This window comes from Allobosea sp. 05T439 (assembly GCF_056396005.1).
This window is the reverse complement of record NZ_JBFTKP010000035.1, coordinates 1-15390: the sequence shown is the minus strand read 5'-3', so window position 1 is coordinate 15390 and position 15390 is coordinate 1. Positions and strand designations below refer to the sequence as shown.

Annotated in this window: 16 protein-coding genes; 10 read left to right on the top strand and 6 right to left on the bottom strand. The window is 66.5% G+C overall.

Features of this window, described 5'->3' with window-relative positions; all coding sequences use genetic code 11:
- Positions 1-8 precede the first annotated feature (8 nt).
- The 4 genes from AC1DIO_RS27605 to AC1DIO_RS27590 all read left to right on the top strand — a co-directional run bounded on the left by AC1DIO_RS27605 (position 9) and on the right by AC1DIO_RS27590 (position 5253).
- Positions 9-683 (top strand): cation efflux transmembrane domain-containing protein, encoded by a 675-nt coding sequence (locus AC1DIO_RS27605; protein ID WP_441508937.1) that lies wholly within the window; start codon positions 9-11, stop codon positions 681-683.
- Between the two features lie 161 nt (positions 684-844).
- Positions 845-1780 (top strand): sulfurtransferase, encoded by a 936-nt coding sequence (locus AC1DIO_RS27600; RefSeq protein WP_441493250.1) that lies wholly within the window; start codon positions 845-847, stop codon positions 1778-1780.
- 40 nt (positions 1781-1820) lie between these two features.
- Positions 1821-3071: a YeeE/YedE family protein gene (locus AC1DIO_RS27595; protein WP_476854392.1), complete on the top strand. Its 1251-nt coding sequence runs from the start codon at positions 1821-1823 to the stop codon at positions 3069-3071.
- 199 nt (positions 3072-3270) lie between these two features.
- Positions 3271-5253, top strand: coding sequence for an acetyl/propionyl/methylcrotonyl-CoA carboxylase subunit alpha (locus AC1DIO_RS27590; RefSeq protein ID WP_441493248.1), 1983 nt, complete (start codon positions 3271-3273; stop codon positions 5251-5253).
- Positions 5254-5359: 106 nt separating this feature from the next.
- Here the strand turns inward: AC1DIO_RS27590 and AC1DIO_RS27585 are convergent, their stop codons facing one another.
- Together AC1DIO_RS27585 and AC1DIO_RS27580 are read right to left on the bottom strand one after the other, a co-directional pair.
- Positions 5360-6199 (bottom strand): aminoglycoside phosphotransferase family protein, encoded by an 840-nt coding sequence (locus AC1DIO_RS27585; protein ID WP_441508940.1) that lies wholly within the window; start codon positions 6197-6199, stop codon positions 5360-5362.
- Positions 6200-6205: 6 nt separating this feature from the next.
- A complete protein-coding gene (locus AC1DIO_RS27580) occupies positions 6206-6988 on the bottom strand; it encodes an SDR family NAD(P)-dependent oxidoreductase (protein WP_441508941.1) in 783 nt (260 codons plus the stop codon).
- A 167-nt stretch (positions 6989-7155) separates the two neighbouring features.
- Between AC1DIO_RS27580 and AC1DIO_RS27575 the strand changes: the two genes are divergently transcribed.
- Positions 7156-7593 (top strand): DUF1489 family protein, encoded by a 438-nt coding sequence (locus AC1DIO_RS27575; RefSeq protein WP_441508942.1) that lies wholly within the window; start codon positions 7156-7158, stop codon positions 7591-7593.
- A 66-nt stretch (positions 7594-7659) separates the two neighbouring features.
- Here the strand turns inward: AC1DIO_RS27575 and panC are convergent, their stop codons facing one another.
- The gene (panC, locus tag AC1DIO_RS27570; protein WP_441508943.1) at positions 7660-8508 is read right to left on the bottom strand and encodes a pantoate--beta-alanine ligase; all 849 of its coding nucleotides are present in this window, start codon (positions 8506-8508) and stop codon (positions 7660-7662) included.
- Between the two features lie 102 nt (positions 8509-8610).
- Between panC and AC1DIO_RS27565 the strand changes: the two genes are divergently transcribed.
- On the top strand, positions 8611-9363 hold the full coding sequence (locus tag AC1DIO_RS27565) for a VWA domain-containing protein (protein ID WP_441493243.1): 753 nt from the start codon (positions 8611-8613) through the stop codon (positions 9361-9363).
- Positions 9360-10073, top strand: a complete 714-nt coding sequence (locus AC1DIO_RS27560) for a J domain-containing protein (RefSeq protein ID WP_441493242.1) — start codon at positions 9360-9362, stop codon at positions 10071-10073. Before AC1DIO_RS27565 ends, AC1DIO_RS27560 begins: the two co-directional genes overlap by 4 nt.
- A 45-nt stretch (positions 10074-10118) precedes the next feature.
- Here the strand turns inward: AC1DIO_RS27560 and AC1DIO_RS27555 are convergent, their stop codons facing one another.
- On the bottom strand, positions 10119-11810 hold the full coding sequence (locus AC1DIO_RS27555; protein WP_476854391.1) for an SPOR domain-containing protein: 1692 nt from the start codon (positions 11808-11810) through the stop codon (positions 10119-10121).
- Positions 11811-12141: 331 nt separating this feature from the next.
- Here AC1DIO_RS27555 and AC1DIO_RS27550 point away from each other — a divergent pair, with 331 nt between their 5' ends.
- Entirely contained in the window at positions 12142-12483 is a 342-nt protein-coding gene (locus AC1DIO_RS27550) for a phasin family protein (protein ID WP_441493240.1), read from the top strand.
- A gap of 235 nt (positions 12484-12718) precedes the next feature.
- Here the strand turns inward: AC1DIO_RS27550 and AC1DIO_RS27545 are convergent, their stop codons facing one another.
- Positions 12719-13192 carry a GNAT family N-acetyltransferase gene (locus AC1DIO_RS27545; protein ID WP_441493239.1) on the bottom strand — a complete coding sequence of 158 codons (474 nt, stop codon included), beginning with the start codon at positions 13190-13192 and terminating at the stop codon, positions 12719-12721.
- Between the two features lie 129 nt (positions 13193-13321).
- On the opposite strand from AC1DIO_RS27545, the gene AC1DIO_RS27540 reads away from it, so the two are divergent.
- Complete coding sequence (locus tag AC1DIO_RS27540; RefSeq protein WP_441493238.1) at positions 13322-13870, top strand: GNAT family N-acetyltransferase; 549 nt, start codon at positions 13322-13324, stop codon at positions 13868-13870.
- Positions 13871-14123: 253 nt separating this feature from the next.
- Positions 14124-14849 carry an LssY C-terminal domain-containing protein gene (locus AC1DIO_RS27535; protein WP_476854390.1) on the top strand — a complete coding sequence of 242 codons (726 nt, stop codon included), beginning with the start codon at positions 14124-14126 and terminating at the stop codon, positions 14847-14849.
- Here AC1DIO_RS27535 and AC1DIO_RS27530 read toward each other — a convergent pair.
- Positions 14824-15390: autotransporter outer membrane beta-barrel domain-containing protein (locus AC1DIO_RS27530; protein ID WP_476854389.1), on the bottom strand; the 567-nt coding region annotated here is incomplete at its 5' end. The genes AC1DIO_RS27535 and AC1DIO_RS27530 overlap by 26 nt on opposite strands.

Genomic DNA, 15390 nt, shown 5'->3' with positions numbered 1-15390 from the left:
CGCCTTGCATGTCCGCGTTCGAGACGAACACGCCGTTTGAAGACATGGAAGGTCGGGGCGGGCCCGGCCATGACAGCAAGGCGCAGGCACGCATGGCCCGCGCCTATCGCCTGACCATCTGGGGCATCGCGCTCGGCATTTTCCTGTTCGCCGCCCATGTCGTGCTCTGGGCGCACGGCATCGGCAACGCCCAACTGCTCAAGGACGGCGTCGACTGGGTCTACGACGTCCTGCTCTACGGCATCGCCGCGCTGGTCTTCGGCCGTGACGAGCGGGCCGAGCGCTGGGCCGCGCTCGGTATCGGGGCGGTCATGGCGGTCGCCGGTATCCACACGCTCTACGACCTCTGGGACAAGATTGTCAGCCCAAGGCTGATCGAGATCTGGACGCTCGGCTTCTCCGCGGCGAGCGCGATCGTCATCGCCATCCTGATCGTCGCGCTGCTCTGGCGCTTCCGCCGCGAGACCAATCCGGTGATCAAGGCGACCTGGCTCTCCAGCCGCAACGACGTGATCTCGACCACCGGCTTTGCGCTGCTTGGTCTCGTCGCCCGCGTCGCCCCGGTGCGCTGGCCGGAATATCTGTTCGACCTCATCGTGGCCGGCATCTGCTTCCAGGCGACCTGGGCGATCTGGAAAGCTGCCCGGGTGCCGCAGGACAAAACCCTCCCAGCGGAAGCCTGACACGGGCCTTTCGGAAGGATCTTCCCCTACGGCAGGCGCCGGGGGACGGTTCTTGTCCGCACCCGGCAAACAAAAAAATCCTGTTCGGCTGTTCTTGCGCGGCCCTGGCGGCGACGATCTCCCTCCCGATTTCTCGATCAAATGGACGGAGTTGAGGCGATATGGCTGGGAAGACGCGACTGGGATGGGTGCTCGGTTCGGTGCTGGGGGGGCTCGCATCGATCGGGGCTGCCTGGGCGAATGGCGGTCCGCTGGTGACGACCGAATGGCTCGAGCAGAACCTCGCGAATCCGACGCTTCGGATCGTCGAGGTCAGCGTCGAGCCTGGGCTCTATGAACGCGGCCATATCCCGGGGGCGCAGAACGTCGTCTGGCACACCGATCTGGTCGAGACCGTGTCACGGGATATCGCGACACCTGAGAAATTCCAGGCGCTGGCCCGCAAGCTCGGCCTCGACAAGGATACGACGGTCGTTCTCTACGGCGACAGCAACAACTGGTTCGCCGCCTGGGGCGCCTGGGTGTTCGACATCTACGGCCTGCGCGACAACGTGAAGCTGCTCGATGGTGGCCGCAAGAAATGGGAGCTGGAGAAGCGCCCGGTCGCGACCAGTCCGGCACCGGTCAAGGCGTCGGGCTTCACCGTCTCCCAACCCAACCGCACGCTGCGCGCGCGGCTGACGGATGTCGTGAATGTCGTCGAAAGGAAGTCCGATGCCCGCATCCTCGACATCCGCTCGCCCGACGAGTTCTCGGGCAAGATCATCGCACCGGCTGGGTTCCAGGAACTGGCGCTCCGCGCCGGCCATATCCCAGGCTCCGTCAACCTGCCCTGGGCACGCGCAGTCAACCAGGCTGATGGCACGATCAAGCCGGTCGAGGAGCTGAGGAAGCTCTATGCCGAGATCGGCATCGACGGCTCGAAGCCGATCATCACGACCTGCCGGATCGGCGAGCGATCGAGCCATAGCTGGTTCATCCTGTCGCGCCTGCTTGGCTACCAGGTCGCCAATTATGACGGTTCCTGGACTGAGTACGGCAATGTCGTCGGCCTGCCGATCAATAACCCGGCGGGCACGGTCTGGAGCGGCAAGTGAGCGCCAGGCTGGCGAGTCTGCCCGGGCAGCATCCATGAGCATGTCCGACGACACTGGCGCGCTCGATTATCAGCGGGCGCGCGAAGCCGCCTCGGGCGGGATTGCTGCCGATGAGCTGCAGTTCCCGCCTGCGCGCTTCGTGGCCGCGACGGCCGTCGTCCTGGTGCTCGCCGGGGCGATCCATCTCGTCGGAACCCATGGCGACCCGGCACCGCAACTGCAGCTCTCGCTGATCCTCGGCGCGGTCTTCGGTTTCGTGCTGCAGCGCTCCCGCTTCTGCTTCCTCTGCATCTGGCGGGACTGGCTCGACCGGCGCGACCCGCGCGGTCTGCTCGGTATCCTGACTGCGCTTGCGGTCGGCATCGTCGGCTATACCCTGATCTTCGGAGCCTGGCTGCCCGACCCGTCGGGGGCACGGCTGCCGCCGACGGCCCATATCGGTCCGGTCGGTCCTGTACTGGTTCTGGCGGGCCTGGCTTTCGGCGCCGGCATGGCGATCTCCGGCTCCTGCATCAGTGCCCATTGGTACAGACTGGGCGAAGGCTMGCCGACCGCGCCCTTCGCGCTGATCGGGGCCGGGCTTGGCTTCGGGTTCGGTTTCCTGAGCTGGAACGAACTCTACCTGCTCAGCATCTCGGAATCCGCGGTGCTCTGGCTGCCGCGCCATCTCGGCTATGCCGGCGCGCTGCTCGGTGGCCTTGGCGCGCTGGCCGCGCTGGCGCTCGTGCTGTTGCGGGTAGGGCGGCCGATCGGCGGGACCGAAGCGGAGTCACAAGCCCCTTTGCATCAGGTCTTCGTCGCGCGCTGGCCGTCCTGGCTCGGCGGTCTCTTCCTCGGCCTCGTCGGCATAGCAGCCTATCTGCGGCTGAGCCCGCTCGGCGTCACGGCCGAACTCGGCTCGCGCTCACGGCAGGTGGCGAACGCTTTCGACCTGCTGCCGGAGCGGCTGGAAGGCCTCGACAGCTTTCGCGGCTGCGCCACGGTGATCCGTGACGCCTTGCTGACGCCGAACGGTCTGTTCGTCATCGGCCTTGTGCTGGCGTCCTTCTGCGCTGCGCTCGCTTCGGGCGAGTTCAGGCCGAGCCTGCCGCGTCCGCCACAGATCCTGCGTGGGATTCTGGGTGGCGTGCTCCTCGGTTGGGGAACACTGGTCGGGCTTGGCTGCACGGTCGGCACGCTGCTCTCGGGCGTATCGGCAGGCGCAGTCTCCGGCTGGATCTTTGGTGTGGCGCTGCTGGTCGGAGCTACGGTCACGCTGAAACTCGGCCGCCGACTCGGAGTGCTGAGTTAGGCGGGTCTTCCCTTGGAGCGCAACGAAGCTATCGAAAGGGCTGCTCTGTTGCCTCGCGATCGGTCAGTCGGCTGCGCCTCCTCCCAAAGCGGGGAGGAGGCGTAAGCGCGACGAGCCGCGCATCCGCAGATGCGCAATGGCGCGCAGACATCGCCGTGCGGATTGCTATAACGGGGCAGACGTTCAAAGGACGCGGCCCATGACGATCGCCGAGAAACTGCCTTCCATCCTGATCGCCAATCGCGGCGAGATCGCTTGCCGCGTCATCCGGACAGCCAGGCGCCTGGGCCTGCGCACCATCGCGGTCCATTCCGACGCCGATGAGGATGCGCTCTTCGTAGAGATGGCGGACGAGGCCTATCGGATCGGTCCTGCGCCGGCCCGCGAAAGCTATCTCGACGCCGAGAAGATCCTGGCCGTTGCCAGGCAGGCGAATGCTGCCTGCATCCATCCGGGCTACGGCTTCCTCTCCGAGAATGCCGATTTCGCCGATGCCTGCACCGCTGCCGGCATCGTCTTCGTCGGTCCGCCGGCCTCGGCCATTCGCGCCATGGGCTTGAAGGATGCAGCCAAGGCGCTGGTCGAGAAGGCGAAGGTGCCGGTGGTCCCGGGCTATCACGGCGCCGAACAGGATGTCGGCTTCCTCGCGGGGCAAGCCGAAGTGATCGGCTATCCCGTGCTGATCAAGGCGGTCGCGGGTGGCGGCGGCAAAGGCATGAAAAAGGTCGATCGGCCAGAGGATTTCGCCGACGCGCTCTCCAGCGCCCAGCGTGAAGGCAAGAGCGCCTTCGGCGATGCCCGCGTGCTGGTGGAGAAATACGTGCTCTCGCCGCGCCATGTCGAAATTCAGGTCTTTGGCGACAGTCATGGCAATGTCGTCCACCTCTACGAACGCGATTGCTCACTGCAGCGCCGGCACCAGAAGGTGATCGAGGAGGCCCCGGCTCCGGGCATGAGCGCCGAGGTCCGGGCGGCGATGGGCAAGGCAGCCACCGAGGCGGCGCGCGCTGTCGGTTATGTCGGCGCCGGCACGGTCGAGTTCATTGCGGATGGGCGGGAAGGCCTGAGGGCCGACCGCTTCTATTTCATGGAAATGAATACGCGCCTGCAGGTCGAGCACCCGGTCACGGAGGCGATCACGGGGCTCGATCTGGTCGAGCTCCAGCTCAAGGTGGCGGCCGGCGAGCCGCTCGGCTTCACCCAGTCCGATGTGCAGGCGAATGGGCATGCCGTCGAAGCGCGGCTCTATGCCGAGGATCCCGAAAAGGGGTTCCTGCCGTCGACCGGCAAGCTCTGGGCGCTGCAGTTCACCGAGGGGGAAGGCATCCGCATCGATACGGGCGTCGAGGCCGGCGACACGGTGACGCCGTTCTACGATCCGATGATTGCCAAGGTCATCGCCCATGGCGCCGATCGCAATGAGGCGCTCGACCGACTGGCGCAGGCGCTGGGCGAAACGATCGTCGCCGGGCCGCGCACCAACCTTGCCTTCCTCAAGCATCTCGCGGAGGCCGAGGGCTTCCGGCAGGGGCCATTCGATACCGGTTTCATCGATCGTAATCTCGATGCGCTGGGTGCCGTGCCGCAGCCGCTTGATGCCGCTGCGGTAGCTGCTGCCGCGCTGCAGCTCGAGGAGCAGCGCCAGGAGGCCGGCCTCGTTGCAGCGGCGGCGCATGAGGGCGGGGCGCTTTCGCCCTGGGTCGTTCCCGATGCCTTCTCGCTGATGCCGCGCCAGCCGCTTGGCCTGCCGCTCTCAGTCGACGGCGAACGGATCGATGCCCGGATCGAGTGGCATGAAGACGGTGCGCGCGTCAGCCTGCCTGGCCATGAGATCGATGAGGGCGAGCACGAGATCACGCTGGCGCAGGCCGAGCGGGGCGTCTGGTTCGCGCTGCACCGCGGGCGGCAGACGACGGTTTCGCTCTACGATCCGTTTGCGGTCGATCTCGACGCCGCCGCGGGGTCTGGGGGCGTCATCAAGGCGCCGATGCATGGCAAGCTGATCGCGCTCTTCGTCCAGCCCGGCGAGCTGGTCACCAAGGGCCAGCGGCTCGCGATCGTCGAGGCGATGAAGATGGAGCATGTGCTGACGGCTCCGCGCGACGGCACCGTGACTGAAGTTGCCGGTCAGCCGGGGGCACAGGTGGCCGAGGGCGCCAAGGTCGTGGTGCTGGGAGAGTAGGGCTCCAACTGATTTCGGTTATCCCAGCGTTGCTGGCCCGCCATCGTTGATGCCACCGCCGCGCTTCAGCGGGATAGCCTTGTGCCAGCCGAGAATTGGGCCGGCTCTAGGTTTCATCGAGGAGCGCCGCAGCCTTTTCCGCGACGGCAAGATTGATCTCTGCAAGCGGGTCGTCGTCGCCGAGGAACCAGGCGGCCGACAATCCGCACCAGGCCAGGAGCCAGCTCAGCAGGCGGCGGCGTTCCAGCCCCGATTTCTCCAGAACGATTTCCAGCCGACGCTCGAAACGCCCCGGGACGATGGCGACAGGCGGATCGGGGTCCGAGAGATCGGGATCGCAGAACAGGATCGTGTACTCGAAGGCGCGGTCGCCGAGCACACATTTCGGGTCGATGGCGAGCCAGCCGCGCGACTCGAAATCGAGCACGTTGTCGTGGTGGAGATCGGCATGCAGCGGCACGATCTCGCGCTGCGCCGGGAGCAATTCGGTCGCCGCCGCAGCAGAGCGCGCCAGGATGCCGCCCCGCTGCGAGGCCATCGGAAACAGGTCGGCAAACCAGGTTTCGAGCGGAATGAGGCCGGCCGGTGCCGGGCCGCGCGGTTTGTGCAATCCCGCGATCGCTTCGCACAGGATCGCCGTCGCCTCGTCGTCGGCAGCGGCGCTGTTGCGAGCCATGGCCGAAAGCGAACGTTGGCCGGTCGCGCGTTCGAGCAGCATGGCGTCGCCGGTCGGGCTGCGGGCGAGCAGCCGTGCCGCCCCCTCGCCAGCCCAGTATTCCAGCGGCAAATAACCGAGGCGCTCGTCGGGCGCCTCCGGCAGCTTCAGCATGGCGGGTGCGCCGCGATGCCTGACAGGGAGAAGGTGGCTGCTATGGGTGACGATCGGCACGCCGTCGGGCACCAGGCCCCAGCGTGCGAGATGGGGCGCGAAGTCATAGTCCGGCATGGTCTCTCAGGTCGTCTGCGTGCGGTTGCGGCCGATCAGCGGATATTGCTCGACCTCGTAGATCTGGCCGGAGACCGGCGCGCTGTCGTCGGAGAGCCAGAACGCTGTGTGGGCGGCGATCTCGTCGGGCTGCATGATCCGGCCCGTCGGGGCGAAGACCGGCGAAACATGGTTCTGCCAGCCCGGCTCGCGCCCCTCGCGCTGCTGGGTCGCGTCCTCGTTCGCCGTAAAGGTCCAGCCAACATTCAATGCGTTGACCCGGATGCGTTCCTGCCCGAGCGCATCGGCGAGATTACGCGTCATCGTCGTCAATGCGCCCTTCGACATGGAATAGACCGTCAGGTCGCTCTGGCCGCAGAGCGCGTTGATCGAACCGACAGTGACGATGGCGCCTCCGGATTTCTGCAGGCGGAAGGCGGCGATCGCCGCCTCGGCGCACAGAAGCGGGGCGCGGGTATTGATCGCGAAGACATGGTCGAAGAAGGCGGCCGTGGTCTCGCCGATGACGCCGCGTGGATAGATGCCGGCATTGTTGACCAGCCCGTCGATGCGGCCAAAGGCCCCGACGGTGGCGTCGACGAGCACCTGGGCGGTGGCGGGCTCGGCGAGGTCGCCAGCCGCGCCTTGCGTGGAGGCTCCGAGCTTGGCGCAGGCGGCCGCCACATGTGCGTCGTCCTGGCCATGAACCAGGACTTTGGCGCCTTCGGCGACGAGACGCTCAGCCATCGCATAGCCGATGCCCGATGTGCTTCCGGTAACGAGAATAGCCTTGCCGGCAAGTCCACGCATGTTCTGGGTCTCCTTCTCCCGGTACTGAGGTATCGCGTCTCTCGGCTGTCGTMATCCCGGGTCAGCGCAAGCAGAGCCCGGAGACGGCTGAGAGCGGGCGATCCAGCCTCTGTGGAGAAACTCCGGCAACGCTGGCCCGGTTCGCCAGGGGGGATTAATATGCGGCCATGGCCTTGCACATGCTCAAACTCTGCGTCGGCGCCGAATCCATTCGCGATCTCGAGGAATGGGTCGAGGAGCAGATGGCGTTGATGCGCCGGCTCGGCCGCTGGGAAGAGCAGACCCATACCACCCGCATGGTGCCCAAGCGCATCGAGGAGATCGTCGATGGCGGCTCGCTCTACTGGGTGATCAAGGGGCAGATCTCGGCGCGCCAGCGACTGACGGATATCCGGCCTTTTACCGATGGCGAGGGGATCGGGCGCTGCCATCTGGTGATGGAGCCGGTGGTGATCCCGGTCGAGCCCCGGCCGTTCCGTCCCTTCCAGGGCTGGCGCTACCTGCAGCCCAAGGACGCCCCGCGTGACATCGGCCAGCATGGCGGCGACCTTGCCGAGATGCCCGAAGAGATGCGGCGCGAACTGGCTGGGTTGGGACTGCTCTAGGCTGGCGTTCTCTCGCGGAGCGGCCGGCTGCGCCCCCAAGGGCTGCTCGGGGTCCGGGTTAGCCCGTCACACGGAAATATTGTCGATCAGCCTCGTTCCGCCGAGGCGCGCCGCCACCAGCAGCCTGATCGGGCCGTCGGCCAGGCCGGTGACCGGGGCCAGCGTCTCGGCGTGGCGGGCCTCGAGATAGTCGAGCTCGAACCCGGCGGTGATGATCTCGCTTTGCGCCTGGCCGACCGCCTGGAAGAGCGGGTCCTCGTTGCGGATGCGCATGGCAAGGTTTTGCATGACATGGTGGAGCACGGGCGCCAGCGCGCGTTCCTCAGGGGAGAGGTAGCGGTTGCGTGAGGACATCGCGAGGCCATCCGGCTCGCGATGGGTCGGCGCGGGGATGATCTCGATGCCGAGATCGAGGTCCGCCGCCATCCGCGTCACCACCTTGAGCTGCTGGTAGTCCTTCTCGCCGAAGACGGCGCAATCAGCCCGGCTCTGGGTAAACAGCTTGCAGCAAATCGTTGCGACACCCTCGAAATGCGTCGGGCGGAAGCGATCGTCGAGGCCGACGGCGGCCGGGCCGAGCAGCAGCACGCGGCTGGCGAAGCCCGCYGGGTACATCTCCTCGACCGAGGGGAAGAAGATCGCGTCCGCCTGCGCCGCTTCCAGCAGGCTGCGGTCGGTGTCGAATGTGCGGGGATATTTCTTGAAGTCTTCGTGCGGGGCGAACTGGGTCGGATTGACGAAGATCGAGACGACAACGCGGCGCGCATGCTGCTGCGCCAGCTTCACCAGCGCGATATGGCCCTCATGCAGGGCGCCCATGGTCGGCACCAAGGCGACCCTTTCGCCCGCTGCGTGCCAGCCCGCCACCGCCCGGCGCAGGTCCCGGACCGTCTCCACCACCGCCACCTGCGTCATCGGTTCTCTCTCCATCGGCCGGAGACGGGTAGCAAATGCCGGAGCGATGGCCAATATCAGGTTTGGATTCGAGTTTGGCAGCGTGATGCGCCCGGGACCCTGATGACGCGAGAGACCGACAAGGCTGTAGGCAAGGCGGCGGGCGTTTCGCCCAATGCGCCACAGGCCGGCCATTCCGCGCCGGGAGAGATCGACAGGTTCCTCGGCGCCGCCAAGCAGCTCGCACCGCTTGCGACCGGGCAGGCCGGTCGGCTCGTCTTCGCGCTCGACGCCACGATGAGCCGTCAGCCGACCTGGGACCTCGCCTGCTCCCTGCAGGCAAGAATGTTCGAGGTCGCGGCCGGCTCCGGCGGGCTCGCTGTGCAACTCGTCTATTTCCGCGGCTTTGCCGAATGCCGCGCCTCGGGCTGGATCGGCGAACCGCGCCGCCTGACCGGGCTGATGACGCAAATTGCCTGCGAAGGCGGGCAGACCCAGATCTCGCGTGTGCTCAGGCACGTCCGCGACGAGGCCAGGGCAGTGCCGGTGCGCGCCTTCGTCTTCGTCGGCGATGCGATGGAGGAGGATGTCGACACGCTTGCCACCCTTGCCGGCGAACTCGGCCTGCGCGGCATTCGCGGCTTCATGTTCCAGGAGGGGGGCGATCCTGCGGCAAGCGCTGCCTTCGCCTCCATCGCGCGGCTGACCGGTGGCGCCTATGCGCGTTTCGACGCGACTGCGCCGGGCTCGCTGCTCGATCTGCTGCGCGGCGCTGCCGCCTATGCCAGCGGAGGACGCGAGGCGATGCTGAAGCTTGCCGGTGCGAGCCCCGCCGTGAAGGGCCTGCTCGCCGCCATGGATGGAGGCCGTCGGTGACGCTGCTCTACGGCATCGCCGTCGTGATCCTGCTCTGGTGGGTTTCGAAGCTCTTCACCGGGGCCAATCCGCAACTGCTGGCGAAGGCGCTGAAGACGCTGGGTGGCGTTCTCTCGCTTGGCGTGGCGGCTCTCATGATGCTGCGAGGCCGGCTCGACATGGCGATCTTCGTCGGCGGTATCGGAGCCTGGCTCCTCGGCTGGAGTGCCTATGGGCCCGGCGGAATGCGCTTTCCCTGGAGCGGCGGGGCCCGGGAGACACCGGGCGCGCGCTCGCGCGTCTCGTCGACATTGCTGGAGATGGAACTCGACCATGACAGCGGCGGCATGACCGGCAAGGTCAAGGCCGGCGCTTTCGCCGGCCGCGATCTCGATGCGCTGAGCCTCGACGAGATCGCCCGTCTGATGCGGGACTGCCTGGCGCAGGACCCGGAGGGAGCGCGGCTGCTAGAGGCTTATCTCGACCGCCGGACGCCCGGCTGGCGTGAACACGCTGATGGTCACCGCGACGCGGGGCAGGGCGGCGCGACGCGCCCGGGCGCGATGACGCAACAGGAGGCCTACGAGATCCTGGGGCTTCAGCCTGGGGCGGGCGAGGAGGCGGTCCGCGAGGCCCATCGAGCCCTGATGAAGCGGATCCACCCGGACGCCGGAGGCACCAGCGGGCTTGCTGCTCGCGTCAATCAGGCCAAGGATGCTCTGCTGAAGTGAGATTCCGGGCTGGAACGACATGGCTGAGGTCCTTTCCCAGTTCGTTCAGCCGCGGATCGCGAAGCAGGAGAAGCCGTCGCGCTTGAGCTTGGCGCAGGCGTTCTGAGCGTCCTTCGGATCCTCGAAGCCGGCGAAGCGGGCGCGGAAGAGCGTGGTGCCGCCCTTCTCGACCTTCTCGGTGAAGGGGGATGCCTCGGCGAGCGGGCCTGCGGCCTTGGCGCGGGCCTTGGCCAGGATATCCTTGGCCTTGGCTTCGTCATCGGTGGCGCCGAGCTGGATCACCCATTTGCCGGATGGGATCGCGGTTGAACCGCTGCGCGCATCGCTCGCCTTGTTGCTGTCCTGGGCCTTGGCGAGCGTCGTGGTGCCGGCAGAGGGAGCTTTGGCCTGGGCGATGGCCGGGGCGACTTCAGGCTGGCGCAGTTCGACCTTGGCGGGCTCGGGAGCCCGGGCGACGGGCTTTTCTTCAGGTTCGGCAACCTTTGCAATCGACGAGGTGACATCGACATTCGCCGGTGGGCGCAGGATCTTGCCATCAACCGGCGGGGCGCCGATCGACCAGCGCATGGCCGAGGGCGTCGTCGTCGCGGTGACCGGACGCATACCGGAGAGCGGCAGCGGCTGAGCGCCGAGATTGATCGGGCGCGGCGGCGCGATCGGTGTGGTGGTGGTTGCGGCATAGGCGCGGGCAGCCGCCGGGACTTCCGGCTCGCTCTCGACGCGCGGACGCGGCACCGGCCTTGGCGCGGGCTCGCTGGCGGCCGCATGCTGGACGGGAGCCGCGGCAACCTGGGTCGCCTGATGCGGACGCTCCTGCGCCGGCTCGGCCTCGGCGACCATCGGGGCGGACCGCCCGCCGGCCGCGGCGCGCGGCAGATTGGCGGCGACCAGGTCGGCCATGATCTTGTCGCGGCTGGCGCCGGAGCGGCCGCCGAGCACGACCGAGACGATCTGGCGACCGTCCGACTTGGCCGAAGTCATCAGGTTGAAGCCCGAAGCGTTGGTGTAGCCGGTCTTGATGCCGTCCACGCCCTCGACGCGGCCGAGCAGCTTGTTGTGGTTGCGGTAGGCGCCGCCCGCATAGTTGAACACGCGGGTCGAGAACATCGGGTAATAGCGCGGGAAGCGTTCCTGGATCGCGCGGGCGAGAATGGTGAGATCGCGCKCCGTCGTCAGGTTCGGCGGATTATGCGGTAGGCCATGCGGATTGTAGAAGCTGGTCCGGCTCATGCCGAGCGAGCGGGCGCGCGCCGTCATCATCCGTGCGAATTCGTCCTCGGAACCGCCGACATTCTCCGCGACCGCCATGGCGACGTCATTGGCCGATTTGGTGATCAGCGCCATGATCGCGTCGCGCACCTCGATCGTCTCGCCGGGCGCGAAGCCGATCTTGGAAGGCGCCTGACGTGCCGCGTAGGACGAGACCGTCAGCTCGGAGTTCATGTTGAAGCGGCCGCGCTCGAGCTGCTCGAACAGCAGATAGAGCGTCATGACCTTGGTGAGGGAGGCGGGGATGCGCGGGGCATCCTCATTCGCCGCGTGCAGCGTGCGACCGCTCTTCACGTCGACGACCATCGCCGCATAGGGCGGTGTATAGCCACCGCCCACATGGCGCCGCTTCTTGCGTGCGGCCTCGGCAGGGGACGCGGCCACGCTGAGCGCGACGGCGACAACACCGATCAGTCCGACAAGTGCGCGAAGACGCACGCGCCGGGAACCAACGCTACCAGAACTCATGCAACCCGCCTCAACCCAGTACTACTGTTCCCCGGTCTCCGCGGCGTCTGGCGACGTGGCGCGAAGGACACAGTTGGGAAGGTTAGGATGATGGGGTTACGGAGCCGTTAAACGGCGAAAGATCGTGATCCGATCCCGCTCCCGGATGGGCTCCGGGCGGAATGGCATTACCTAGCGTTTGATGCATTGCAGCGCGGCCTTGACTTTTATGTTGCGCTGCACAATATACAGGAAGTCCCCGGTGGTGAACAGTTTCATCAGGCCTTGGGGCGTGGAAACAGGGCCTACGGGCTCGCCAGCAAGGAGGCAACGCTAACGCGTTGTGGGAAGAATGATCCAGCAGTTCGAGACGATCCAGAAGGCTTCCAAGGATAACGTTGATGCGGCTCTGAAGGCCTTCGGCGTCACCTCGAAGGGCGTGCAGACCATTGCCGTCGAAGCCACCGACTATGCCAAGAAGTCCTTCGAGGCCGGCACTGCCGCCATCGAGAAGCTGGCTGGCGTCAAGACGCTCGACAAGGCGCTTGAGATCCAGGCCGACTTCATCAAGACCTCGTTCGAGGGCGCCGTTGCCCAGATGACCAAGATGGGCGAGCTCTACAGCGCCCTGGCCAAGGACGCCTACAAGCCGTTCGAAGGCATCGTCGCCAAGGTCACCCCGGCCGCTAAGTGATACCCGGCCTGCTGCCGCGCCGCCTCATAGCGGCGCGATGCGGGCAGATAGCATTGAGTTTCGGGAAGCCCGGCCATCTGGTCGGGCTTTTTCTTTGCGGAGGCATGCAAGCTCCCGATCTCGCTGGACGGGACGGGAGCACGCCTGATGGAGTCCCGCTTTGAGTGCAGATCAGCCAGATCGCCTCTGAGCGCGATCAACCTCCGAAGGGGGAGAGGGGCCCTGGCGCCCGGCCTTATCGTGAGAGCGAGAGGATGTTCAGGCCCGCGACATTCGCCTCGATCTGTTGCCAGCCCAGGGGAAAGTAGAAGGGCGTGTTGTCAGGCGTCGCGCAGAGATAGACCGTTGGAAAGCCCGCCTCGAAGGCCCTTGCCGCCGCGGCCCGCACCAGTGCCGCTCCTACGCCCCGTCGGCGATGCGCGGGATCGACCCACAGCGCCGCAATCCAGGGGCTGTACCCGGGCCGTTCGTCCATATCGTTGTCGATCAACGACACCGTTCCGAGAAACCGTTCGCCCGCGGCAGCGACAAGCGCAGCCGGGATGATTTCGGGTCCGAGGCTTTGCCGAACGCGGTCGTCGATCTGCTCGAGGAGGTATCCCTCGTCGCGCCACCATGCCTTCCAGATCCGGTCGGACACCGCCTCGCGGAAATGTGGCCGTTCGCTCAGCGCCGTAATCTCGATGGTCTGGTCAGTCGTCGTCATCATCGCACCGGCTTTTCCATGGGGCAGTTCGCAATGGCAAGCCAAAGGCGGTCGCGCTATGGGAGAAGGCGAAGTTACGCTGGCCACGCGGGCGGCCAATGTACGGAACCGGACTGCGGGATGCCTCACGACATGATCGTTACCGGCGCCGGTGCCTGCAACACCTTCGAGACCGAACGACTCTTGCTTCGTCCGCGTACGCTGGCCGACACCAATGATTGCTTCTTCATGGATCGTGAGCCGGAGGTCACCCGCTTCGTCAGCGGTCCATGGTCCGACCCATCCGCCCACCGGGAATTCATCGAGAATCGGACGTCCGGCCCGTGGCTGCCAGGCATGGGCTACTGGACGATCGTGCTGCGCCAGGAGCCTGCCGTTTTCGTCGGATGGGTGCTCTTGATTCCCGTCGACGCAGTCGGACCGGACATCGAGATTGGCTGGCGGCTTCGCCAGCGGTTCTGGGGTCAAGGATTGGCCACGGAAGCCGCGCGACCCGTTCTGACCCACGCCTTCGAGGTGCTGAAGCTCTCGGAGGTTGTTGCGGAGATCGACCGCGAGAATCTCGGTTCCCTGCGGGTTGCGGAGAAGATTGGATTGAAGCAGCGGGGGGCCGCGCCGCATTCAGCAAAGCCCGCTGTCCGGTATTCACTGACCTTCGGCGAAGCTGCAACGGCTTTCTAGCGCCCTCGACCGCCGTGATTGGGGATGGCGGCCGAAGCGAAGAGCCATGTCGACCTTGTCGTCAAGCATGGCGTAATCGTCGCCGATCCGGTTCGGGCTCCCTGATCCCAGTCAACAATCCCAGCCCGGCTTTCGTATCATTCTTCCCTCCGGTCATGAACCGTCGGATGATGACCTGGAAATCCAGGCCGAGACGATGTCCGGTGCCCCTATGACCGAACCGACGACGGAGAGGCGAAGGAAGCGGCGAGCTGTGAAGCTCCTTGCTGCGACCCTCATTCTCTATCTCGGCGTCAGCTATCTCATTCTGCCCGCGGTCTGGACGCGCATCGAGCGAGAGCCGGAGCTGTCAACACGGACGATGTTGACCGCGAATGCGCAGGGCATCCCGGGCGATCCGATCAATGTCGGCCTGATCGGAACGCGTGACGATGTCGTGCGTGCGTTTCATGCGGCCAGTTGGTATCCCGCCGATCCGGTCACCCTGCGGACCAGCCTGGAAATCATCGGGAGCGTCCTGCTCGACAGGCCCTACAAGACCGCGCCGGTCAGCCCTCTCTACTTCGAAGGACGACGCGAGGACCTGGCGTTTGAAAGGCCCGCGGGCGGCAGTGCCGATCGTCGTGAGCATGTGCGGCTCTGGCAGGCGCTTGCAAACGGAACTGATACGCGTCCTGTCTGGCTCGGCTCGGCAACATTTGACAGCGGGGTCACGCTCAGCCGCGACACCGGACAGGTTACACACCGCATTGCCCCCGCTATCGACGAAGAGCGCAAGAGGCTGATCGAGGGGCTGAACAGAGCTCGCATGGTGGTCGGCATCGATCAGATGAAGGGCATTGGCCCGACGCTGACTGGCCGCAACGCTGAGGGCGATCCCTATTATTCGGATGGCGAGATTTGGATAGCCCGCCTCGTCACCGCTGGTAGCGAGGCAGCCAAGCCTGCCGAGATCACGGCGCCAGGGCCTTGTCGCTGATCGCGGCGCTGTAGCTGACGCCGAGCGTGGTGGTCGCGGTTGCGCGCCAGGCGAGGCCGGCCTCGGCCACCAGGGCGTTGCGGGCAAGCGGGGCGGCGTAAGTCTGAAACGGCGTTGCTGCGCCGAGGAAGGCGAGCTTGGCTGCGGGCGTCGTGTCGCCAAAGGCATGGCGCCAGCCGAGCATGCCGCGGGCCAGCAGCGGCGTCGCGCCGAGCTGCATCTCGGCCCGCAGGCCGAGCGTCGAGAAGCCGAGGCGCTGATCCCGGCCGAGTACCTGCAGTGCGGTCGGGCCACCTGTCTCGGCGTCGCGGCTGGTGCGGACCGTGACGGCTGCGATCTGCGCGAAGGGCTCGAACGAGACCGGCCCGTAGGGCAGGGCGTAGCCGATCTCGGCGAAGGCCTGGGCGGTCGCGCTGCGGCCATCGAAGCGCAGCACATCGGAGATCCCGGGCAGTGTCACCCGGCGGGTCACGTCGAGATCACTCCACGCATAGGCCGCGCCGGCCCGCAGCGAGACCGCCCCGAAACGCATGCCGCCATA